The organism is Caulobacter sp. UC70_42 (assembly GCF_044056025.1).
Taxonomy (GTDB): Bacteria; Pseudomonadota; Alphaproteobacteria; order Caulobacterales; family Caulobacteraceae; genus Caulobacter.
The window spans coordinates 3,436,888-3,457,988 of record NZ_CP171994.1 but is presented as its reverse complement, the minus strand read 5'-3'; the positions used below and the strand labels follow the sequence as shown (position 1 = coordinate 3,457,988).

Annotated in this window: 17 protein-coding genes, 5 pseudogenes and 1 riboswitch; of the genes and pseudogenes, 8 read left to right on the top strand and 14 right to left on the bottom strand. The window is 68.6% G+C overall.

The annotated features are described in order from the left end of the window. Positions 1–14: 14 nt before the first annotated feature. Complete coding sequence (locus tag ACHMW8_RS17255; protein WP_395443203.1) at positions 15–197, top strand: hypothetical protein; 183 nt, start codon at positions 15–17, stop codon at positions 195–197. A 33-nt stretch (positions 198–230) separates the two neighbouring features. On the opposite strand, the gene ACHMW8_RS17250 is transcribed toward ACHMW8_RS17255, so the two are convergent. Beyond that, positions 231–635: a DUF1636 domain-containing protein gene (locus ACHMW8_RS17250; protein ID WP_395443202.1), complete on the bottom strand. Its 405-nt coding sequence runs from the start codon at positions 633–635 to the stop codon at positions 231–233. Further along, positions 632–1,092, bottom strand: a pseudogene (gene cobO / locus ACHMW8_RS17245) (cob(I)yrinic acid a,c-diamide adenosyltransferase). Before cobO ends, ACHMW8_RS17250 begins: the two are co-directional and overlap by 4 nt. Here cobO and ACHMW8_RS17240 point away from each other — a divergent pair. After that, entirely contained in the window at positions 1,034–1,312 is a 279-nt protein-coding gene (locus tag ACHMW8_RS17240) for a hypothetical protein (protein WP_395446079.1), read from the top strand. The pseudogene cobO and the gene ACHMW8_RS17240 overlap by 59 nt on opposite strands. Next, positions 1,299–1,486: riboswitch (cobalamin riboswitch) on the bottom strand. It overlaps the preceding gene by 14 nt. Positions 1,487–1,509: 23 nt before the next feature. Here the strand turns inward: ACHMW8_RS17240 and ACHMW8_RS17235 are convergent. Next, positions 1,510–2,760 (bottom strand): esterase-like activity of phytase family protein, encoded by a 1,251-nt coding sequence (locus ACHMW8_RS17235; RefSeq protein ID WP_395443201.1) that lies wholly within the window; start codon positions 2,758–2,760, stop codon positions 1,510–1,512. Between the two features lie 438 nt (positions 2,761–3,198). Between ACHMW8_RS17235 and ACHMW8_RS17230 the strand changes: the two genes are divergently transcribed. Beyond that, the gene (locus tag ACHMW8_RS17230; RefSeq protein ID WP_395443200.1) at positions 3,199–5,547 is read left to right on the top strand and encodes a TonB-dependent receptor; all 2,349 of its coding nucleotides are present in this window, start codon (positions 3,199–3,201) and stop codon (positions 5,545–5,547) included. A 70-nt stretch (positions 5,548–5,617) separates the two neighbouring features. On the opposite strand, the gene ACHMW8_RS17225 is transcribed toward ACHMW8_RS17230, so the two are convergent. The 7 genes and pseudogenes from ACHMW8_RS17225 to ACHMW8_RS17195 form a co-directional block, all read right to left on the bottom strand. Continuing rightward, on the bottom strand, positions 5,618–5,737 hold the full coding sequence (locus tag ACHMW8_RS17225) for a trehalase family glycosidase (RefSeq protein ID WP_395446000.1): 120 nt from the start codon (positions 5,735–5,737) through the stop codon (positions 5,618–5,620). A gap of 97 nt (positions 5,738–5,834) precedes the next feature. Then, positions 5,835–6,572: pseudogene (locus tag ACHMW8_RS17220) on the bottom strand (trehalase family glycosidase); the annotation flags it as partial. Next, positions 6,481–7,182: a trehalase family glycosidase gene (locus tag ACHMW8_RS17215; RefSeq protein WP_395443199.1), complete on the bottom strand. Its 702-nt coding sequence runs from the start codon at positions 7,180–7,182 to the stop codon at positions 6,481–6,483. The gene ACHMW8_RS17215 and the pseudogene ACHMW8_RS17220, both read right to left, overlap by 92 nt. Positions 7,183–7,262: 80 nt before the next feature. After that, on the bottom strand, positions 7,263–7,388 hold the full coding sequence (locus ACHMW8_RS17210) for a hypothetical protein (RefSeq protein WP_395446078.1): 126 nt from the start codon (positions 7,386–7,388) through the stop codon (positions 7,263–7,265). Positions 7,389–7,430: 42 nt separating this feature from the next. Then, positions 7,431–9,781, bottom strand: a pseudogene (locus ACHMW8_RS17205) (TonB-dependent receptor domain-containing protein); the annotation flags it as partial. A 50-nt stretch (positions 9,782–9,831) separates the two neighbouring features. Beyond that, the gene (locus ACHMW8_RS17200; RefSeq protein ID WP_395443198.1) at positions 9,832–10,971 is read right to left on the bottom strand and encodes a FecR family protein; all 1,140 of its coding nucleotides are present in this window, start codon (positions 10,969–10,971) and stop codon (positions 9,832–9,834) included. Positions 10,972–10,979: 8 nt separating this feature from the next. Beyond that, positions 10,980–11,519, bottom strand: a complete 540-nt coding sequence (locus ACHMW8_RS17195; RefSeq protein WP_125157974.1) for an RNA polymerase sigma factor — start codon at positions 11,517–11,519, stop codon at positions 10,980–10,982. A 260-nt stretch (positions 11,520–11,779) separates the two neighbouring features. On the opposite strand from ACHMW8_RS17195, the gene ACHMW8_RS17190 reads away from it, so the two are divergent. From ACHMW8_RS17190 to ACHMW8_RS17175, 4 genes are all read left to right on the top strand, one after another. After that, complete coding sequence (locus tag ACHMW8_RS17190) at positions 11,780–13,366, top strand: MFS transporter (protein WP_395443197.1); 1,587 nt, start codon at positions 11,780–11,782, stop codon at positions 13,364–13,366. Next, a complete protein-coding gene (locus ACHMW8_RS17185) occupies positions 13,363–14,460 on the top strand; it encodes an HlyD family secretion protein (RefSeq protein ID WP_395443196.1) in 1,098 nt (365 codons plus the stop codon). Before ACHMW8_RS17190 ends, ACHMW8_RS17185 begins: the two co-directional genes overlap by 4 nt. Continuing rightward, entirely contained in the window at positions 14,460–15,842 is a 1,383-nt protein-coding gene (locus ACHMW8_RS17180) for an efflux transporter outer membrane subunit (RefSeq protein WP_395443195.1), read from the top strand. The genes ACHMW8_RS17185 and ACHMW8_RS17180 overlap by 1 nt, the downstream gene beginning before the upstream one ends. 178 nt (positions 15,843–16,020) lie before the next feature. After that, the gene (locus tag ACHMW8_RS17175; RefSeq protein ID WP_125157970.1) at positions 16,021–17,061 is read left to right on the top strand and encodes a substrate-binding domain-containing protein; all 1,041 of its coding nucleotides are present in this window, start codon (positions 16,021–16,023) and stop codon (positions 17,059–17,061) included. 55 nt (positions 17,062–17,116) lie between these two features. On the opposite strand, the gene ACHMW8_RS17170 is transcribed toward ACHMW8_RS17175, so the two are convergent. Next, a complete protein-coding gene (locus ACHMW8_RS17170) occupies positions 17,117–17,311 on the bottom strand; it encodes a hypothetical protein (protein WP_395443194.1) in 195 nt (64 codons plus the stop codon). Positions 17,312–17,804: 493 nt separating this feature from the next. Here ACHMW8_RS17170 and ACHMW8_RS17165 point away from each other — a divergent pair, with 493 nt between their 5' ends. After that, on the top strand, positions 17,805–18,248 hold the full coding sequence (locus ACHMW8_RS17165) for a VOC family protein (RefSeq protein ID WP_395443193.1): 444 nt from the start codon (positions 17,805–17,807) through the stop codon (positions 18,246–18,248). A gap of 17 nt (positions 18,249–18,265) precedes the next feature. Here the strand turns inward: ACHMW8_RS17165 and ACHMW8_RS17160 are convergent, their stop codons facing one another. From ACHMW8_RS17160 to ACHMW8_RS17150, 3 genes and pseudogenes are all read right to left on the bottom strand, one after another. Further along, a complete protein-coding gene (locus tag ACHMW8_RS17160; RefSeq protein WP_125157968.1) occupies positions 18,266–18,610 on the bottom strand; it encodes a hypothetical protein in 345 nt (114 codons plus the stop codon). A 114-nt stretch (positions 18,611–18,724) separates the two neighbouring features. Continuing rightward, positions 18,725–19,368: pseudogene (locus ACHMW8_RS17155) on the bottom strand (DUF882 domain-containing protein). Positions 19,369–19,423: 55 nt separating this feature from the next. Further along, a pseudogene (locus ACHMW8_RS17150) lies at positions 19,424–20,978 on the bottom strand (murein L,D-transpeptidase). Positions 20,979–21,101: the final 123 nt, after the last annotated feature.

Here is a 21,101-nt window from a genome sequence, read left to right as displayed (position 1 = left end):
GCGAGGAGACCGACATGTCCGACGACCTGGAGCGTGAAGACCTGTCGGCCCTCGCCGAGGCCCATGCCGGCCCGTTCCACGCCCGCGCCGAGGCCCGCGCCACCCGCGAGGGCCTGGTCACCTTCGGCGTGGTGATGAGCGGCGTCCTGCTGTCGGCGGCGCTGCTGGTCTGGACGGTGCGCCGACCGGTTCGCTAGGGCGCGAGGTAGAAACCCACCTGTCCGGGGGTCTCAATCCCCCACCAGCTTCCCCGCCGGCGGGACGCGGACGATGAAGTGGCCCTTCACGCCCTCCGGCCATCGGCGGTACGGCACCACGCCCTCGTCGCTGGCGGCATAGGCCACGGCGTAGTCGACGATCGCGCGCGCGGCCTCGGCGGTCGGTTCGAACCGGCCCAGCACATAGCCGATCTTGCCCGGGGCCCGCAGGTGGATCGAGCAGTGTTGCGCACAGTTGAACAGGCAGGGCATTTCCTGGATCGCCACGCCGCTGCCCGCCGCCGCCGCGCGCAGGGCCGTCGCCAGCAGCGCCCCGCCGCGCACGCCTTCGGGCGTTTCGCGCTCTTCGGCCGAAACGCGGCAGGTGTTGCAGACCACCACCGCCGGGCCGTCGTCGGCCGCGCGCAGAACGGTCAAAACTCGATCCCCGCCTGGGCCTTCACGCCGCCGCGGAACGGGTGCTTGACCTGGGCCATCTCGGTGACCAGGTCGGCGGCCTCGATCAGGGCGTCGGGCGCGTTGCGGCCGGTGACGACCACGTGCTTGCCCTCCGGCCGATTGACCAGAACCTCCAGCACCTCATCCAGCGGCAGGTACTCGTAGCGCAGGATGATGTTCAGCTCGTCGGCGACGACCATGTCCCAGTCGGGATCGGCGATGCGGCTCTTGATGGCCTCCCAGGCCTCGCGCGCCCTGGCGATGTCGCGGGCGCGGTCCTGGGTGTCCCAGGTGAAGCCCTCGCCCATCGGCCGGAACTCGACCTGATCGGGAAGGCGTCGAACACGACCTTCTCGCCAGTCTCCATCGCGCCCTTGATGAACTGGATGACGCTGACCCTCTGGCCGTGGCCGATGGCGCGGCAGACCATGCCCAGGGCCGCCGTCGTCTTGCCCTTGCCCGCCCCGGTATGGACGATCAGCAGGCCCTTCTCGATCTGGCGCTCGGCCATCATCTTGGCCCGCGCGGCCTGGATGACCTTCATCCTGGCGTTGTGGCGCGCGTTCTTCGCGGCCTCTTGGGCGGCCTCGCCGTCCGGGAGTTCTTCGTTCATCACCCTGCCCTCGCCGGACACCCCGCCGGCCGCGTTGATATGACGAAGGCCGGTCTCCTGGCTTACGCCCTCCCGTCGCGGCGCCTTCCCAGGATCGCTCCCAGTGGCGCGTGCCGCGACGATCGACGGACGATCACAGTTGCGGGGGCAGCCGCGGATTGGTCACCGCGTTCCCGGGAGGCCTTTCGACCTCCATGCCTTCGCCGTCCGGGGTAGGCGCGCCCGCCCGGAGGGTCAAGCTCACTTCGGCAGGGACAGGCGGTAGACCAGCACCAGGTTGTCGTTGTCGCCGGCCCCGGTGTCGCCATGCAGCGAGGCGTCGAAGTCCTGGCCGTTCACGTGGCCCTTGGCCGTGGCGAAGTCGTTGTCCGACCCGACCAGCAGGAAGACGTCGCCGGTCTTGTCGAACGTCGAACCGATGGCCATGGCCTCGATCTTCTCGGGCAGGCTGGTCGGGGTCGAGGGCGCGACCGACAGGTTGATCCCGAACCTGGCCAGCTGGACGGGGTTGAGGATGTTGACCAGCTCGGCCTGGGCGGCCGGCTTGATGTCGGGGTTCAACGCGCCGTCCTTGGCGATCGGCTTGCCGTCCTGCTCGTAGGGCGTGCCGGCCAGGTTGGTGGCGGCGGCGAGATCGACCAACAGGATGCTCTTGTAGACCGGCGCATTGGGCGAGCCCTTGCCGCGTCCATTGCCGTCGCGCGCCAGGACCAGCAGGCGGTCCTCGCTGAGCGCCACGGCCTCGGACTGGGCGGCGGTAACGTCGGCGGCCTGGCCGTCGCCGTTCTCGCGTACGGTCGGCAGCTGCAGCGCGTAGTGGCCGATCGGGGCCTTAGGCAGCCGGGTCTTGCTGATGTCATAGACCAGCACGCGGGTGTTGTTGCGGGTGGCGTTGTTCGACGCGGAGTCCTGCACGGTCGCGCTCTGCAGCACGGCGATCAGGCGCTTGCCGTCGGGGCTGATGGTCAGCGCTTCCAGGCCCTGGTTGTTGCGGCGGCCCTGTTCGGGCGCCTTCTCGGCGCCGAAGTTCAGTTGGCCCTTCTTGATCGGCAGCAGCGCCGGGACGGTCTGGATCGCGCCGGTCAGCGTGCCGGTCCTGTCGAACAGATAGACGCCCGCCGCATATTCGTCCGAGACGTAGAAGCTCCCGTCCGGCAGGTAGGCGATCGCCTCGCTGTCCAGGCTGAGCTTGCCCGCCCCCTCGCCGCCGGCCGGCGACGGATAGCGCACGCCGCCCCGCTCGACGACGTTGGCGCCCGGGTCCATGCCGGTGAACGGCTGGCCGGTCTGGTCCTTCAACAGGAAGCCGCCCGTGGGCGTGATGGTCAGGCCCTTGCCGGGAACCAGCTTGATCGCGTGCTCGTGGACGCGGTTGGCGTAGTCGGTCGTGCTCTTGAACGGTCCGACATTGTTGGGTCCGCGATCCGGCAGGGTGCGCAAGGTCCCGGTATAGGACCCGTCGGCGGCCTTCTTCCAGTTCGACAGCGCCATGCTGGAGAACGAGCCCAGAAGTCTCGCCGTTGAAGTCGCGCGTCGCCGCCGGCAGCCAGCCCACCGCCACCAGACCGTGATTGACATAGGTCTTGCCGCCGAACGCCACGGTGACGTCGCCGGGGGTGTTGTCCCAATGCGGCGCGACATAGGTCCGCGACTGGGCGCCGGCGTCGGCCGCCAGGGCCAGGGCGGCGAGACCCACGAGGGTTCCGGCAAGGCGACGGCGCGACATCGAGGGCTCCTGAAAAGGACACGGAAGTGTTCGGTGGAACTCGCCGCGCTCTTAGGGAGGGTCTGCATAGGTTTTGTGACAGAGACCGTCGCGCAACCGCAGCAGAACCGTCATCAAGCTGTGGAATAGACGCGGCGCTCAACACCAATCGGCGCCGTAGACGAAAATCCGCGTGGCGCGCGATATCTAGGGGGATATCCGAAATGCTGCTCCGATCCGCCAGCGTGGTGGCTATCGCCGCCTGCCTGATGTTCGCCACCCAGGTCCAGGCCGCCGATGCGCCCGCTCCGAAGGTCGCGGACGCGCCCGCCGACGCCAACGAGATCGACGCGGTCGTCATCGTCGGCAGCGGCCAGACCCGCTCGGTCAACACCCTGACGCCGTCGAGCCTGGAGGTCCTGCCCCCGGGGACCAGCATCCAGAAGGCCCTGAACTTCCTGCCGGGCGTCAGCGCCCAGTCGATCGACGCCCTGGGCGTCAACGAGCAGTCGCTGTCGCTGCAGGTGCGCGGCTTCAACACCACCCACCTCGGCTATTCGCTGGACGGCATGCCGCTGGGCGACGGCGCCTACAACAACTACAACGGCCTGACCATCAGCCGCGCCCTGATCTCGGAAAACCTGGGCCGCGCCGACCTGGCCACCGGCATCGCCGGCCTGTCCATCCCCTCGACCAGCAACCTGGGCGGCGCGCTGATCTACACGTCCAGCGATCCGAAGAAGACCATGGGCTTCTCGATCAACGGGACCGTGGGCAGCGAGGACACCGCCCGCACCTTCATGCGCTTCGACACCGGCGAGCACGGCGGCTTCTCGGCCTATGTCTCGGGCCACTACGCCCAGCAGGACCTGTTCGTGAACCAGGGCGCCTACAACAAGTCGACCGGCAAGCAGCTGAACGCCAAGGCCCAGTACCGCTTCGGCGACAACGTCATCACCGCCTTCGCGGACGTGTCGCGCACGAACCAGGCCGACGACACCTATCTCTCCAAGGACATGCTCTCGCGCCTGGGCTGGGACTGGGCCGGCTATGCGCCGAACTGGGACGCCTATGTCGGCCGCGCCGCCTGCTCCGTGGCCTCGCTGGCGGCCAAGTGCGTCCCCTCGACCGCGCCCGAGAAGCTGGCCGATGTCACCTTCACCAACGGCCAGATCCTGCGCAACGACGAGGTCTACTACCTGTCGGGCGATTTCAAGATCCGCGAGAACATCACCAGCCACGTGCAGGTCTATCGCCACACCGACGAGGGCGCGGGCAACAACTTCATCACCGGCCTGTCGAACCAGGGCACGACCTCGACCGCCGACGACCTGCCGGTCCAGATCCGCGACACCCGCTACACCATCGACCGCACCGGCGTGGTGGCGAACGTGGGCTGGACGCTGGGCTTCAACCACATCCAGGCCGGCCTTTGGCTGGAAGACAACACCAGCAGCGCCGCGCGTTACATCTGGACCAACGTCACCGGCCCGTTCAGCCTGGCGAAGTTCCTGAAGGGCCAGCCCGACACCGCCCAATGGGTTCAGCAGACCAACTGGACCACCCAGCAGTTCTACGTCCAGGACACGGTCACCCTGCTGGACGACGCGCTCAGCATCGACTTCGGCTTCAAGAGCACTCACGCCAAGTCGGCCGCCGAGGCCCAGCGCGGCATCGCCAAGGCCCCGGTGACGGCGTCCAGCCAGTTCGCCAGCGGCACGCTGTACGCCAAGGACGACTTCCTGCCGGAAATCGGCGCGCGCTACCGTATCGCCCCGGGCCACGAGGTGTTCGCCAGCTACGCCGAGAACATGGCCATGTTCCAGGGCGGCTTTAAGCTGGGCCCGCAGTCGGTGTCGCAAGCGGTCTGGAACGCCCAGGGCCAGTACCTGAAGCCGGAGACCTCCAAGAGCTTCGACGCCGGCTACCGCTATGTCGGCGACAATCTTCAGGTCTCGATCGCCGCCTACGACGTGAAGTTCAACAACCGCCTGCTGCAGTACAATCCCTGCCCGACCAACCAGCAGCAGAACCCGGGTTGCGGCAACTCCTTCCACAACGCCGGAAGCGTCACCAGCAAGGGCGCCGAGATCGGCGTGCTGTGGAAGGCGACGTCCTGGCTGAACTGGTACAATTCGGCCTCGTACAACAAGTCGACCTACGACGAAGACCTGAACTGGTGCACGACCACCTGCGTGATCAAGCAGACGGCCGGCAAGCAGCAGGTCGATACGCCGAAGGAAATGCTGGCCAGCGTGCTGAGCGTGAAGCAAGGCGGCTTCTCGGCCTCGCTGCAGGGCAAGTACACCGGCCGCCGCTACTACACCTACACCAACGACCAGAGCTTCGCCGGCGTCACCACCTTCGACCTGGGCGTCAGCTACAGGTTCAGCCCGGTCGGCTTCATGAAGGGGGCCAAGGCGTCGCTGAACGTCACCAACCTGACGAACAAGCGCTACGCCTCGAACTTCGACAGCAGCGTGTTCGCGCCGGACGACGCGGCGGGGACCATTCTGGTGTTCCACTCGTCCGCTCCGCGCCAGGTGTTCGGCACGATCGGCTTCGAGTTCTAAGGGCCGCAAAAACCTTGTCATCCCGGCCGCAGCGAAGCGGAGAGCCGGGATGACAGGAATTGTGCGCTGACTACTTCGCCGGCTCCATCAACGCCCGCGCCACGCCGTTGGTCCAGCCGAAGCCGTCCTGGGTTGGATACTCCCCGCCCCCGCCGGCCTTGGCCTCCTCGACGTCGTACTTCTCCAGCATCTTGCCGCTGGCCTGGTACTCGCGCTCGACCGTGGCCAGCCAGCGCTTGGAAAATCTCCGCGGCCAGGGCGTCCTCGCCGTAGCGGCGCAGTCCGGAGACGGCCACCCATTGCAAGGGCGCCCAGCCATTGGGCGTGTCCCACTGCTGACCGGTGCGGACGGTGGTGGTGCGCAGCCCGCCGGGCGCCAGCAGCACGTCCCAGGCCTTCTGGGCGACGGTGTGGGCCCGCCGCTCGTCCGTCGCGCCCGTGAACAGCGGGTAGAAGGTCGCCGCGCTGATGTCGTCCAGACGCCGGCCGGTCTTCCACTGGTAGTCGACATAGCCGCCCTTGGCGTTGTCCCAGAGATAGAAATCGATGGCTTCGCCCCGGTCGCGGGCGCGACGGTCGAAGTCGCGCTCGCAGGCGGCGTCGGCCAGCTGAGCGCAGCCCTTGGCGATCGCCTTCTCCAGGCCGTACATCAGGCTGTTGAGGTCGACCGGGACGATGGCCGTGGTCTGGATCGTCGACAGCGCCTGACCGTCGGCCATCCAGCGCGAGGAATAGTCCCAGCCGCTCTCGGCCCCGGCCCGCAGGTCGCGGAAGACCTCGGCCGGCGGGCGGCCGCTGTTGAGGGCGGTCTCGAGGTCCTCGCGATAGGACTCGTCGCGCGGGGTGTCGCGGTCGTCCCAGTAGCGGTTGAGGACGACGCCCCTGGCCAAGGCCACCACGCGGCGGTGGGCCTGGCCGGGCTGGAGATCCTTCTCACCGTCCATCCAGAAGGCGTGCTCGCGGCGCATCAGGTCGACGCGGGTCTTGAGCGCCTTGGGGTCGGTCGCGCTGGACAGCCCGACCATGGCGAAGAAGAACGGTGGCTGCGAGCGGCTCAGATAATAGGTTCGCGCGCCGTTGGGGGATATGTCCGTAAGCCGTTATCAGGCCTCCGAAATCGTCGATCATGCTCTCGACCAGATCGTCGCGGCCGTCCGCCTTTAGGCCCAGCATCGTGAAGTAGCTGTCCCAGTAGTAGATCTCGCGGAAGCGCCCGCCGGGCACGACGAACGGCTTGTCCATGGCCAGGGCCGAACCGCCGGCCACCGGCTTCACCGGCGGCCGGGTCAGATGGGGCCAGAGCGCGGCGATGTGATCCTTGAGCGGCGGCCGCGCGGCGCTGGGCTTGGGCGCGGTGCCCGCTTGCGGGACCACGAAGTTGGCGGCGACAAAGCGCTTCAGCTCGGCGTCGCTGAGCCTTGAATGGGCGCGATAATCGGCCAGGATCTTCGCCGGAGCGCGCCTGGGGACCGCATCGACGAAGGTCTTGCCGTCCGGGAAGATCCGCCGCGTCTGAACCTGGTGGAAGAACTCCTGGTAAGTATCCGCCGGCGTTGGGATCTTGGCGGCGTCCTGCGCATGGACGGCCGAGGCGAACGTCAAGGCCGCGAGCGTCGCGGCGAACGGGCGGACCATGGAAAGCCTCTCGGAACAGAAAGACGCGGACCGGCGAACCGGCCCGCGCGCAGGGAGTCTTCAGGGGATAAGGACGAGGATCAGAAGTTGTAGCCCACCGACAGCCTCACCGACCGACCCAGGATCGGACGGGCGTTGGCGCCGCTGGTGGAACGCGGATCCCCCTCGGTCAGGCCATGGCTGTCGGTCAGATTGTCGGCCGCCACCTGGACGCTGAAGTCGCCGACATTGAAGATCGCGCCCAGGTCGACCTTGGTGTAGCCCTTGAGCTTCTGGGTGTTGGCGTTGTCGCCCCAGCGATCGTCGACCGCGCTGACCGTGCCGTAGAACGTGGTCGCCACCGCCCCCAGCTGGACGTCGTAGCTGGGCGTGAAGCGGATCTGCCAGTCGGGCTGGCGCTGGGCGCTCTTGCCCTGGTTGCCGGGGATAGAGGACTTCTTGATCTCGGTCTTCTGCAGGTGCCATTCAGGGCCAGCGACAGGCCGAAGTCCGAGCGCCAGCGGCCGTCCAGCTCCAGGCCGTGGGCCTTGTTGGAGTTGGTCTCCAGCGTGCCGCCGACATCGGCGAACTTGGCCCCGTCAAAGGTGTTGGCGAAGCCGGTGGCGTAGAGCTCGAACGGGCCCGAACGCAGCTTGTAGCCCAGCTCGTACTGCTTGACGCTCAGGGTGTCGGTCAGGTTTTCGCGGAAGTTGTCGAAGCTGGGGAACTTATAGCCCTTGGAGTAGCGGGCGAACACGCCGGACATTTCGTTGAGGTCGTAGTTCAGGCCGACCGTGTACGAGGTCTTGGACTGGCTGTAGTCGACCGTGCGGATGGCCAGGCCGTCCGGATAGCCGTTGCCGTCGTCGACCACATAGTCGGTCTCGAACTTCTCCCGGCGCACGCCGACGTCCAGGCGCAGGGGCTCGATGATCCGCCAGCTGTCGGCCAGGTAGACGGCGTTGACCTTGCCGTCGCCGTTCGACAGCAGACCATAGGCCCAGCAGCCCGAACCGCTGCCCGCCGTCGCCAGGTTGGCGCACGACACGTTGGCGGCCAGATAGTCGCCATTGGCCTTCACCTGCATCGGCTTGAAGTTGCCGATGGTCCAGAAGTCGTCCGACGAGAAGCTGGAGGCGTAGTAGCCGGCCGAGATCGAGTGGTCGCCGACCGTCTTGTTGACGCTGAAGTCGTTGACGAAGGCCTGGATCTGCTTCTCGACGATCCACGCGCCCCAGTTCTGGACGTAGTCGCCGGTCCCCAGGGCCGTCCCGCCGCGCGTGCGGACCGGGCCGCCGATCGCCGTCGCCACCGAGGCGGCCGTCACCGCCCCGCCGTCGGGCACCAGGCCATAGGTGTTGGCGTCGCCCTTGGTGAAGCTGAAGCGGTCGCGCACCGTCCAGCCGTCGCCGAAATCGTGCTCGAAGCTGCCGCCGGCCACATAGCCCTTCCAGCCCCGGCCGTCGGCCAGGTCAAAGTCGCGGGTGCGGCCGTCGGCGTGGACCTGCAGGGTCTGCTGGCGCGAGAGCTCGCCCAGCTGGGTGTACTCGCCCTTGTCGATGCCGGGCACATTGACCGCGAACGGCAGGTACCAGGCCCCGTGGTCGTCGGTGAAGCGGGCGTAGAGATTGACCTTGCCGTGCTCCAGCCGCTTGGTCAGGTTGACCGTGAACTGCTGGCCCTTCTCGTTGTCGAACTGGGTGTCGCGCACGCCGGGCGAGCGGGTCACATAGCCGCCCATCATGAAATAGAGGTCGTCGGCCAGCTTGCCGCTCATCACCCCGTCGACGCGGCGCAGGCCGTAGTTGGAAGTGGTGGCCTTGATCAGGCCCTTGGTCTCCTCGCCGCCTTCCTTGAGCATAAAGTTGGTGGTCAGGCCCGGCTGGCCGTTCGAGAAGATCGGGTTGGGACCGCCGCGCAGGGCCTCCATCCGCGAGATCGTCTCGTCGACGCGGAAGATCGACGAGTTCTCCAGGAACGACAGGGTCGAGGGCGGATAGATCGGCGCACCCTGCAGCTGGATGGTCAGGAATTCGGCGTCGCCGGTGGCGGGAAAGCCGCGCACGAAGACATTGGCCCCGGCCACGCCGCCCGAGGTCTCGACCCAGACGCCGGGCACAAGGCTCAGCAGCTCGGCGCTGCTCTTGGGCGAGGCCTTGAGGATGTCCTGGGCGCCGACCGTGGTGACGGCGAAGCTGGCCGACAGCTTGTCGATGCCGGCGCCGCCGGGCGTGCCGACCACGATCACCTCCTCGACCTGGGCGGGCTCTTCCGGACGGCTTTGTTCTACGGCGGCGGCCGGCGCAGCCGACTGGCCGGCGGCGCTGGCCGAGACCAACAGCGGCCGCTCGCGGATGGCGTAGACGCCGCTGGCGGTGGGCTGAGCCACCAGGTTCGAGCCGGCCAGCAGCCGCGTCAGGCCCTCGTCGGCCGAATAGGCGCCCTTCAGCTTCGGCGCGCGCTTGCCCCGCGTCAGGTTCTCGTCGAAGGCCAGCTGCTTGCCCGAGGCCCGGCCGAAGGCGCGCAGGGCGCCGGACAGGTCCTGGGCCGGAATGTCGAAAGTCCGCTCCGGGGCTTGTTCAACGCGGGCCTGCGCCGCGACCGGCGCGGCCAGGACCATCAGCACGGCCGCCGAAGCGCCCAGCAGCCAGCGTTGCTCGAAAGACTTGCTCATACGTCCCTCCCTCGCGCCGCTTGTTGTGTGTATCGGCGCTTTTGGTCAGTTAGACGCCTCACTCCACGGAGGAACTCACCACCGGCGGTGAAGTTTTTTGGCTGGCGCTGGAAGGCGCGCAATACGGTCTCGCCGCCCTGGCCGCTGACGGCGCGCACGGGCAGCACCGCGGTGACGCCGTCGACGAAGGCGCGGGTGTCGCCCGAGGTGAAGACGCCGCTGATCCGCAGATTGGCCACGCTGGGGTCGCCGATCCGCAGCTTCTCGCGCGCGTAGCGATTGACCCGCTCGACGGCGAGGCTCATCGGCTCGTCCTGGAACACCAGTTGGCCGCTCTCCCACGCGGCCGCGCGGTTCGGATCGGCCGGGGCGACCGAGGCGGCCTCGGAATTGACCTGGGCGACCAGCTCGTGATCGGGCGTCAGCGACTTCTCGGTCGGCGCGCCATTGACCCTCAGCAGCGGCGGCGGACGCCCCTTCGCGCCCTCCCCGTCCAGCACCGCGACGTGGCCCTCGTAGAGCACCACCCGCATCTGGTCGGCGACGCGTTCGACGCTGAAGGTGGTGCCGGTGGCGACCACCAGCTTGCCGCCTGCGGCGACCGAGAACGGCCGCAGCGGATCCTTGGCGACCGCGAACTTGGCCCGGCCCTGGTCCAGCCACAGCCGGCGGCGGTCGCCGTCATAGCGGACCCTCAGCACCGTAGCGGCGTCCAGCGACACGCGCGAGCCGTCGGCCAGCTCGACGATGCGCCGCTCGCCCTCGGTGGTGCGATAGACGTCCGGCAGGCTGGATCGCCAGGCCAGGCCCCCGCCCAGGGCGACGGCGGCGACCACGGCGGCCGCGGCGCTCCAGATCGCGACGCGCGGGCCGGGCTTGCGGGCCCATTGCCGGCGCTGGGCGCGGCGCAGGTCGTTGAGGGCCTCGCCGCGCAGGGCGATCATGCCGGGGTGCGCGGCCTGCTCGTCCACCGCCCGCCAGGCGGCGACGGCGTCGTCCAGCAGCGCACGATGCTCCGGATCGGCGGCGAACCAGGCGTCCAGCGCGGCTTGCTCCGCCGGCGGCAGCTCGCCTTCCGACAGCCGCACGCACCATTCGGCGGCTTGGTCGAGGGCCTGATCCATCTTGTCGTCCATGGGGGAGCTCATTCGCCCGCCCTCAGCTTGCGCGTCAGGTGGCCCATGGCCTTGAGGATGTGTTTCTGCACGCCGCTGGTGGTCATGCCGTACAGCGTGGCGAGCTCGGCCTGCTTCATGCCTTCCAGGCGGTAGAGCAGGAAGATGGCGCGGGTCCGGTCGGGCAGCTCGCGCAGGGCCCGTTGCACCGCGCCCAGATCCTCGCGGCCCTGCAGGATGCGGGCGGGGTCCAGCGGCTCCTGGTCGAAGACCTCGCCCGCGACGGCGGCGCGATAGCTTGCCCGCACCCGCTCGCGCCGCTGACGGTCGCGCAGCAGGTTGGCCGCCATCTGGAAGATGTAGGCGTCGGCGTTCTCCATGGCCGGGTCCTCGACCCGCGCCAGCTTGGCGAACAGCTCCTGGGTCATGTCCTCGGCGTCGCTGTGCGTGGCCGCGCGGCGCATGAAGAAGGCCATCAGCGCTGGCCTGTAGCGCCGATCCAACCCCCGAAGATCGTGTGGCGCGACCTGCCGCACGGCGAAACCCTCATGACTGCTCACGACAGTCATGACGCACAACGCCCCCGAACGCACACCGATCTCCGCGAAAGTTTTTCGCGCGACGAGGCGGCCCCGCTCCATGGCATGACCCGCCGAACGCTCATGCGGAAAGAATCGGTTCCAGCCTAGACGGCGATTGATTTGTTCAAGCGATGCGCGCCGAACGCCCTTTAAGCCGGCCCCATGACACGGCGTTCGCCCACCCCGCTTCCCGGCCCCTCGCCCAAGCCGCGCTCGCGCGCTACAGCTTGGCCGGCAAGGACGGTGGCATGAGTCATCCTGGTATCGACAGCCTGCAGCCCCATGAGCGGCCCCTGTTTCCAGGCTCGCCGGCGACGCCCGACTTTTCCCGGCGCGTCCGTATCGCCTATGGCTGCGTCGGCCTGCTGCTGGCCTTCACCAGCGCCATGGGCACGGCGCTGATCACGGTCAACCTCCCCGCCCTCCAGGGCGCGCTGGGGCTGGATCCGGCCCAGGTCTCCTGGCTGCCCACCGCCTATGTGATGACGTCGATCTCGATGAACCTGCTGCTGGTCAAGTTCCGCCAGCAGTACGGCCTGCGCCTGTTCGTTCAGCTGGCGCTGGGGACGTATCTGGCCGCGGTCGTGGCCCACCTGTTCGTCAACGACTTCGCCTCGGCCCTGGTCGTGCGCGCGGCCAGCGGCGTCGCGGCCGCGCCCCTGACCACCCTGGCGGTCTTCTACATGCTGCAGGCCCTGCCCCAGCCCAAGCGCCTGGCGGCCTTCGTGCTGGCCTTCGGCCTGCCGCTGGTCGCCACGCCCCTGGCCCGCTGCTTCTCGCCGGACGTCCTGGAGCTGGGCCAGTGGCGCACGCTCTACCTGATCGAGCTGGCGATGGTGCTGGCCACCCTGGCCGCCGTGCTGGCGCTGCGCCTGCCGCCGTCGGAGCGGCTGAAGGTGTTCGAATGGGCCGACTTCGTCACCTATCCGCTGATGGCCGTCGGCCTGGCCCTGATCTGCGCGGTGCTGGGCCAGGGCCGGCTGGAATGGTGGTTCGCCGCCCCGTGGATCGGCGTGGCCCTGGCCGTCGCGGTCGTGCTGATCACCATCGCCCTGGTGCTGGAGTGGCATCGGACCAATCCGCTGCTCGACCTGCGCTGGGCGATCACGCCGGACTTCCTCGGCTTCATCGCCATCGCCTTCCTGACCCGGGTGTTGCTGGTCGAGCAGAACGGCGGGGCCGCCGGTCTCCTGGCCGTGCTCGGCATGGGCCAGGAACAGACCCGGAGCCTGTATTTCGTGATCATGCTGGCCACCCTGGCCGGCGCGATCGTCGGCGCCCTGACGATCACGCCGCAGACCGTGCTCTTCCAGATCATGATCGCCGTGGTGCTGATCGGCGCGGCGGCCTTTCTCGACAGCCATTCCAACGACCTGACCCGCCCGGCCCAGCTTTATGTCAGCCAGGCCATGCTGGGTTTCGCCACGGCCCTCGTCCTGGCGCCCACCCTGCTGATCGGCTTCGTCCAGGTGCTGCAGCGCGGCTGGCGCTCGTTCCCCACCCTGATCGTCTCGTTCAGCGTCGCCCAGAACCTGGGCGCGCTGTTCGCCACCGCCCTGTCCCAGACCTTCCAGTACGACCGGATGCGGTTCCACTACGCCCACCTGGTCGGCCAGCTGGACACCTCGATCCCGTTCGTCGCCGACCGCCTGCGGGCCGGACCCGTGGCGGTCGCCGCGGTCGCCGGCCAGGCGACGCGCGAGGCCGGCATCCTGGCCTATAACGACCTTTTCCTGCTTCTCCTCGTCATCGCCCTGCTGACCCTGATCGGCACCGCGATCTTCACGCTCCGCGCCATCGCCAAGATGAAAGCCGCGCAAAGGGCCGCTCAATGACCGACGCCGCCGCTCCCGCTCCCTCGCCCGAAGCGGCCGAGGCTCTGCGCCACCCGCCCCGCGTCAGCCCGGGGACCCTGGCCGTCGCCGTCACCGCCGCCGTCGCGGCCGTGCTGGTCATCCTGTTCGTCTGGCGGCTGCCGCCGTTCGTCACCACCCTGCAGGTGACCGAGAACGCCTATGTCCGGGGCCAGGTCACGGTGATGGCGCCGCAGGTCAACGGCTATGTCGTCGAGGTCGCCGTGCAGGACTTCGACCACGTCAGGCGGGGTCAGGTGCTGGCCCGCATCGACGACCGCATCTACCGGGCCCGCGTCGAGCAGGCCAAGGCGACCCTTGCCGCCCGCGAGGCCGACCTGGCCAACGCCGCCCAGGCTCAGCGGGCCCGCGCCGCCGCGCTGCTGGGCCGCGAGGCCGAGCAGGCCTCGGCCCAGGCCCAGGCCGCCCGGGCCCGCGCGGACCTGGCCCGCATCAACGACCTGGCCTCGGATGGCTCGGTGTCGCTGCGCGAGCGCGACCAGGCCGTGGCCACGCTGCGCCAGACCGAGGCGGCCGTGCGCCAGACCGCCGCCGGCGGCGAGATCGCCCGCCAGGACATCCGCTCGGTCGCCGTCTCCCGCGATGGCCTGAGGGCCGCCGTCGAAGCCGCCCGCGCCGCCCTTCGCCTGGCCGAGATCGATCTGGAAAACACCGTCATCCGCGCCCCGCGCGACGGTCAGCTGGGCGAGGTCTCGGTGCGGCTGGGCCAATACGTCTCGGCGGGAACGCAGCTGCTGGCCCTGGTCCCCGCCCGCCTGTGGGTCACGGCCAACTACAAGGAGGCCCAGACCGCCCACATGGCCGTCGGACAGCCCGTGACCTTCACCGTCGACGCCCTCGGCAAGAAGACGCTGCGCGGCGTGGTCGAGGATCTGGCCCCGGCCACCGGCTCGGAGTTCGCGGTGCTGAAGCCCGAAAACGCCACCGGCAACTTCGTCAAGGTCGCCCAGCGCATCCCGGTCAAGATCGCCATCAGCCCGAACCAGCCCCTGGCCGCCCGCCTGCGGCCGGGCATGTCGGTGGTGACCAAGGTCGACACCAAGGGCGGTCGCTGATGCGCCGCTCGCTGCCCCTGCTGCTGGTTGGCGCGGCGCTGTCGGCCTGCGCGACCACCGCAGCACCCGAGCGTCCGGCCTCGCCCGTTCCGCCGCCGGCCGCCTGGCGGACCGCGCCGCCAAATTCCCAAGGCGCCCAAGGCGCGCTGACCGCCGACTGGTGGACGCTGCTGGGCGACGTCCAACTCAACGCCCTGGTCGACAAGGCCCTGGCCCGCAACGCCGACATCGCCCTGGCCACGGCTCGGGTCGACGAGGCCCGCGCCCTGTCCCGCGCCGCCCATTCGGCCCTGCTGCCCACCGTCGACGCCGTGGCCGGCCTGCAGGGCTCGCGCCAGCTGGACGCCTTTGGCAGATCCTACGAGTCGACCGCCGAACAGGTCGGGCTGCGCGTGGCCTACGAGGTCGACCTGTGGCGCCGGGTGCGCGATCTCGACGCCGCCGGCCGGGCCAGCTTGCAGGCCAGCGCCGCCGCCCGCGACAGCGTCCGCCTGGCCGTCGCCGCCACCGTGGCGCGGGCCTATGTCGGCCTGCTGTCGCTGGACGCCCAGCTCGCCGTCGCCAGGCAGACCATCACCGCCCGCGAGGCAGGGCTGCACGTGATCACGCGCCGCGAGGGTGCAGGCTACTCCACCAAGCTGGAACGCGACCAGGCCCAGGCCGAGCTGGCCGGAGTCCGCCGCCAGGTTCCGGCTCTCGAGCTGGCCATCGCCCGCCTGGAAGCCTCTGTCAGCGCCTTGACCGGCGATCCGCCCGGCCCCGTCGCGCGCGGCGATGATCTTCTCGCCCTGCTGAAGACGCCGATTCCCGTCGAGGCCCCCGCGAGCCTGCTGGCCCGCCGGCCGGACATCGCTCAAGCTCAGGACAACCTGATCGCCGCCGACGCCAGCCTGGCCGCCTCGCGCGCCCAGCTGCTGCCGCAGCTGCGCCTGTCAGTCTCGGCCGACCGGGTGTTCACCGACGCCCTGCCCGATCCGGTGGCGCTGTGGACCATCGGGGCGGGCCTGGCCCAGCCGATCTTCAACGGCGGCCGGCTGAAGGCTCAGGTCCAGGCCTCGGAGGCTCGCAAGGCCCAGGCGGCGGCCAGCTATCGCGGCGTCGTCCTGAACGCCTTCGCCGAGACGGAAACCGCTCTGCGCGCCGTCGACGCCCTGCAACGCCAGGAGAGCGAAATCGCCGCCCAGCGCGCCGCCATCGCCGAGGCCGCCCGCCGCGCCAAAGACCGCTACCGCGCCGGCTACGCCTCGTACCTGGAGCAGATCGACGCCGAGCGCGGCCTGCTGGCCGCCGACCAGGCGGTGATCCAGGCCCGCGAGGCCCGCGCGGTCGCCGCCATCGACCTGGCCCGCGCCCTGGGGGGCGGCTGGACCCCGGCTCCCTGAGGACTGCCGTGGGTTGGTCGCGCCTGAAAGCATGACGCCCTTGCCCCAGGGCTAAATCCCGACACAATTGTCAGCCCACGGACGCTACGTCGTAAAACTGTCGCGGAACCGTGACAAAAGCCCTTGCATTGCTCCGGCAGGGTCCCCCCGTCCTCCGGACCACACAGGATTTGACGACATGAACAAGCTCCTTGGCGCGGTCGCGACGATCGCCCTGCTCGCGGTCGCCGACCAGGCGCACGCCGCCCGCGACTATGTCTGGGCCGCCGGCTCCTCGACCGTGTTCCCGTTCTCCACCCGCGTCGCCGAGAACTTCTCCAAGAAGACCGGCAAGAAGTCGCCCAAGGTCGAAAGCCTGGGCACCGGCGGCGGCATCAAGATGTTCTGCGGCGGCGCCGGCGAGAAGTTCCCCGACATCGCCAACGCCTCGCGCCCGATGAAGAAGTCCGAGTTCCAAGCCTGCCAGAAGGCCGGCGTGAAGGACATCGTCGAGATCAAGATCGGCTTCGACGGCATCGTCGTGGCCGTCGACAAGAAGTCGCCGGACTATAACTTCAAGCTCGAGCAGCTCTATATGGGCCTGGCCGACCAGAGCGCGAAGGGTAACGCGACCGTCAAGAACCCCTACAAGACCTGGAAGGACGTCAACCCCGCCCTGCCGGCCAACCGTATTCTGGTCTATGGGCCGCCGCCGACCTCGGGCACCCGTGACGCCTTTGTCGAGCTGGCTATGGAAGGCGGCGCGTCGAAGATCCCGTTCCTGGCCGCGCTGAAGAAGTCGGACGAGAAGAAGTTCAAGGCCATCGTCTCGCCGACGCGCACCGACGGCGGCTGGGTCGACGCGGGCGAGAACGACAACGCCATCGTCGGCACCATCGAGAAGACCCCGAACGCCCTGGGCGTGTTCGGCTTCTCGTTCCTGGAAGAGAACGCCTCGCGCATCAAGGGCGCCGCGATCAACGGCGTGAAGCCCACGCCGGCCGCGATCGCCAGCGGCCAGTATCCGCTGTCGCGCTCGCTCTACATCTACGTGAAGAAGTCGCAGGTCGGCGTGACGCCGGGCCTGAAGGAGTTCGTCGCCGAGTTCGTGTCGGACTCCGCCACGGGTCGCGGCGGCTACCTGCAAGGCCGCGGTCTGATCCCGCTGCCGCCGGCGGCGCACGCCCAGATGAAGACCAAGGCGACCGCCCTGCCGGCCATGCCGATGCCGAAGGACTAAGGGTCTCCTTGAACCCGAGCTTGGGAAAGGCGGTCGCTCCGGCGGCCGCCTTTTTCTATTCCGGCTTCTCCCAAGGCGGCCTGTCCGGAAGAAACTCGTCGAAGCTCGGCCGCACGCCGGGATCGTCGTCCAGGCAGCTGGCGGCGATGGCCAGGATCCGGCCGCTGTCGGGATCGCCCAGCGAGGTTCCGCAGCGCTTGCAAAAGCTCCGCGTGAACCGGAACGGCGGCTTGGGGCGGTAGCGGGTCAACAGCGCCTCCCCCCGCCAGCCAGTGGAACGCCTCGGCCCGGACATAGGCGTAGACGCCCGAACCGGCCTTGCGACACCGCGAGCAGTGACAGGTTCCCATCAGCAGCGGCGGCTCGAACAGCTCGAAGCGCACGCCGCCGCAGCAGCAGCTACCCTTGATCGACAATAGGCGTCTCCTTGACCACCCAATCCTCTGAGTGATCTCGGGAAACTGCGCCTCCTCTGCCGCCAGCTTGGTGTCAGCAGGGTGATCGGGCGGTTGAGCCAGGTTGTCGCAATGCGTCAGCCCGCGCCGCGGGCGTTTCGATCCGAAGCCGCAGAGCCTTTGGTTTGACGCTCCACGACGGCGAAGAACGGAATTTCCGGAAAAGCCGTGCAAACAGTGCTTTGAGCATAATCAATGCAATATCGGCGGAGCCCTCCAGTTTTCAGCGTCAGGCATATCGGTGCGAACCCCGGACGAAATTCCAGGATTTCGTGACACGCACATTCGATGGACTGGACGATCATGGAAACGACACGACTGCATCGCGGACGACTCCTCGATCACCTGCAACTTGTCGTCCGGGACCTCAAGGCTAGCCGGGAATTCTACGGGGCTGTCCTGAATGTTCTGGAGATTCCGATCGTCGATACGGCCGACGGCTATTTCTGGGCCGATGAACTCGTCGTGTCCTCGCCAGAAAGCGCGGCGAGCCAGGGCGTCGCGACAGGCCGGCATCACCTGGCCTTTCAGGCCAAGGATCGCGCGACAGTCGATGCTTTCTATCGGGCGGCGTTGGCCCATGGCGGGCGCGACAATGGCGCGCCGGGCGAGCGGGCCTATCATCCAGGCTACTACGCCACCTTCGTGCTCGATCCCGACGGCAACAACGTCGAAGCCGTGCACCATGGCGAGGCGCGGCGTAGCGCGCCGTCGATGGTGATCGACTTGTAAGGGTTCCGTGGGGGCCTCTAGCGCGTCCGCGAGGTCATGCCCGCAGCCGCCGCGTCATCCGCCACTTGCGGGTCGAGCGTCGGCGCGGGGCTGGTCTGACGGTCGGCGGGCATGGCGCTCGCCGGGGCTTCGGCGACTGGGGCCGAAGTCTCGACCTTATGAGGCGCGGGCTGGGAGGCGGTCGACTTGGCGGCCATGGCCGCTGCGGCCGCGTCATCGGCGGCGGTGCGCGTCTCGGACGGGCCGTCCTCGTACCCGCCGTCGCCGGCGGTCAGGAACAGGATCGCGCCAAACGTCGCCATAACCCCGATGATGAAGCCGAGGATCACCCAACCAAAGGGATTGCTGCGACGCTCACTCATTGGACTGGAATTCCCTGACGCCGATACAGCCGGCTACCATGCTCTAACGCTTCAACTAGAGCTTGGTTACCCGTTTCCGCCCGCGGGTGAAAAGGGGGCCGACGAAAGAAGGCGTCAGGTTCCGGACCACTTGCGGACCGGGCCAACGTCGACATGCACGAAATTGCTGGTCGGATAATAGCCCACGCCGCCGCGCCCCAGCTCCAGGGCCGCGGCCCGCACGTAGCGCAGGTCGACGTCTTCCAGGAAGACGTCCATCGCCTTGCCGTCCATGTGCAGGCTGCGCTTGGCGACCTCGCCGCTGCGCTCGGACAGCATCTTGTTGGTGGCGGGGAACGGTAGCCGGAGATGATCTGGAAGGGCGACTTGCTCTGGGTCTTGGCCCGGATCTGGTCGAGGATGTCGTAGAGACCCGTGTCCATGGGATGGGTCTCGTCGTTGCGATAGTCGCGAAGCACCTTGTTCAGGGCCTGGACGGCGTCGGGAACGTACTCGCCGTTCTCCCAGTAGACCGCTTCGAGCTTCTCGTCGGTGTGGATGTTGCGCAGATGGACCCAGCGCGGCTCGACCACCGCCTTGGCCGCGAACGTCTCGACCGGCGCGGGCCGCAGGCCCACCGGCGGAACCGAAGCGGCCGGAGGGATTTTTCCTTCCAGGATCTGGCCGATGATATCGTCATCGGCGCGGGCGTCCGCGACCGGCAGCAGGCCGGCGCCGAGCACGCCGAGCCCCATTCGAAGCAGCTTCCGTCGATCCATAGGTACGCCTTACCCGACACCAATGCCGGGAGGACAGCCCAAAAACTTCAGGAAATCAAGCTGGGCCAGAGCGAAGTGCGGCAATCCGCTGCACCAGCTCGCGATCCCAGCCGTAGGGATCGTCGCGGAAGTTGACCTGCCCGTCCGGGGTCACATAGGCCGTCCAGTACAGCAGGAAAACCGCGATCTGCTGGGGCAGCTTGGCGCGCACGGTGTCGCCCGAGGCCAGGGTCGCGTCGATCTTTTCCGGCGTCCAGGTGGCGTCGCCGGCCAGCAGCGCCTTGGCCAGCTCGATCGGCTTTTGCAGGCGCACGCAGCCGTGGCTGGCCAGCCGGCTGAAGCTGTCGAACTTCGATCGGCTGGGCGTGTCGTGCAGATAGACCCCGTAGGGGTTGTTGAAGTCGAACTTCACCTGACCGAGGGCGGCCTTGGGGCCGGCCTTCTGCTGCAGGCGCGAGCCGCCGTCGCCGGTGGGGATGACGATGAAGTCGTTGCGGCGCAGATAGCCCGGGCTCTTGCGCTCTTTGGGCCACAGCTCCTTGGCGGCGATCGACGACGGCACGTTCCACGGCGGGTTCAGCACGATCGAGTGGATCATCGACGACAGCATCGGCGTCTCGTCGCCCGGACGACCGGTGACCGCCCGCATGGTCAGGGTCGGGGTGTCGTGGCTGAACACCGACAGGATGGCGGCGGCGATGTTCACCTGGATCCGATCGGCCGGCAGCACCTGCGGCAGCCAGCGCCAGCGCTCCATATTGGCGGTGATCTGGTCCAGGCGCCGTTCGACCGGGACGTTCAGGGCGTCCAGCGTGGCCTTGTTGAGGGTCCCGGTGGGATCGAGGCCGAAACGCTTCTGGGCGCGCTGCACGGCCTGGGTCAGGGCGGCGTCGAAGACCGGCGCGGCGTCGACGGCGACGGTCGGGTCCTCGACGGCCAGGCGGGCTTCCAGCGCGACCACGCGCGAACCGGTCGCGCCTTCCTTCAGCTCGGGACCGGCCACCAGCGGCGCCCAGCCGCCCCTGGCGGCGATGTCGCGATAGGTGACCAGGCCCTGCTGTAGGGTCTGATAGCCGGTATAGGGCGGCGGCAGCGTCGCCAGCCAATCGGCCAGCCGGTCCTGCTGGACGGCGGCGTAGAACTCCGGCGTCGGATCGTAGGCGGCCGGGCGCAGGCCCCACGCGTTCATGAAGCCGCTGACCGGCAGCCGTCCCGTGCGCACGGCCTTGGCATAGGCCAGGGTCAGGCTGATCAGCTGGGTTTGGCCGACGACCCGGGTCATGGCGTCGCGCGACTGCAGCTGGGCGATGGCCTGATCCGGCGAAAAGGCTCCCCAACTCGAAACCGTGCAGATAGGCGTCGCCCAGCACCTGGCGCAGCAGGTCGATCTGCTCCGAGCGCAGTTGGACGCTGGAATAGTCCGGCTGCATCACCGAGGCCCGGGGCGCCTGGATCAGCGGAGCGTTTTGCGGGGCGGATTGAACGGGGCGAGCGCCGGCCAGGGGCGGACGCTGCGATTGGACCATCGACGGTTGAGCTTGGGCCGCTTCCAGGGACAGCAGACTGATCGTCGCCGCCAGGACGCCGCAGGATCTCGAAACTCGCATCACCGTCGAACAGCCCGCCCGTACATACTCGCGGCCTGACCGCGTTAAGGTTTCCAGATGGCCGGCGTCGGCCCTCCGCGTCAACAAAGGTAGCGCGAAAGGCGAGCCTTCCCAGCATCTTCGGCG

Coding starts and splice junctions, on each gene's coding strand:
- ACHMW8_RS17255 (WP_395443203.1), top strand. CDS start 15: ATGTCCGACGACCTGGAGCGTGAAGACCTGTCGGCCCTCGCCGAGGCC.
- ACHMW8_RS17240 (WP_395446079.1), top strand. CDS start 1,034: ATGAACTGGATGACGCTGACCCTCTGGCCGTGGCCGATGGCGCGGCAG.
- ACHMW8_RS17235 (WP_395443201.1), bottom strand. CDS start 2,760: ATGGCGCTGTCGAACTGGAAGAAGGCCGCCGACGGGTCCTATACCGGG.
- ACHMW8_RS17230 (WP_395443200.1), top strand. CDS start 3,199: ATGCTGCTCCGATCCGCCAGCGTGGTGGCTATCGCCGCCTGCCTGATG.
- ACHMW8_RS17225 (WP_395446000.1), bottom strand. CDS start 5,737: ATGCTGGAGAAGTACGACGTCGAGGAGGCCAAGGCCGGCGGGGGCGGG.
- ACHMW8_RS17215 (WP_395443199.1), bottom strand. CDS start 7,182: ATGGTCCGCCCGTTCGCCGCGACGCTCGCGGCCTTGACGTTCGCCTCG.
- ACHMW8_RS17200 (WP_395443198.1), bottom strand. CDS start 10,971: ATGGACGACAAGATGGATCAGGCCCTCGACCAAGCCGCCGAATGGTGC.
- ACHMW8_RS17195 (WP_125157974.1), bottom strand. CDS start 11,519: ATGACTGTCGTGAGCAGTCATGAGGGTTTCGCCGTGCGGCAGGTCGCG.
- ACHMW8_RS17190 (WP_395443197.1), top strand. CDS start 11,780: ATGAGTCATCCTGGTATCGACAGCCTGCAGCCCCATGAGCGGCCCCTG.
- ACHMW8_RS17185 (WP_395443196.1), top strand. CDS start 13,363: ATGACCGACGCCGCCGCTCCCGCTCCCTCGCCCGAAGCGGCCGAGGCT.
- ACHMW8_RS17180 (WP_395443195.1), top strand. CDS start 14,460: ATGCGCCGCTCGCTGCCCCTGCTGCTGGTTGGCGCGGCGCTGTCGGCC.
- ACHMW8_RS17175 (WP_125157970.1), top strand. CDS start 16,021: ATGAACAAGCTCCTTGGCGCGGTCGCGACGATCGCCCTGCTCGCGGTC.
- ACHMW8_RS17165 (WP_395443193.1), top strand. CDS start 17,805: ATGGACTGGACGATCATGGAAACGACACGACTGCATCGCGGACGACTC.
- ACHMW8_RS17160 (WP_125157968.1), bottom strand. CDS start 18,610: ATGAGTGAGCGTCGCAGCAATCCCTTTGGTTGGGTGATCCTCGGCTTC.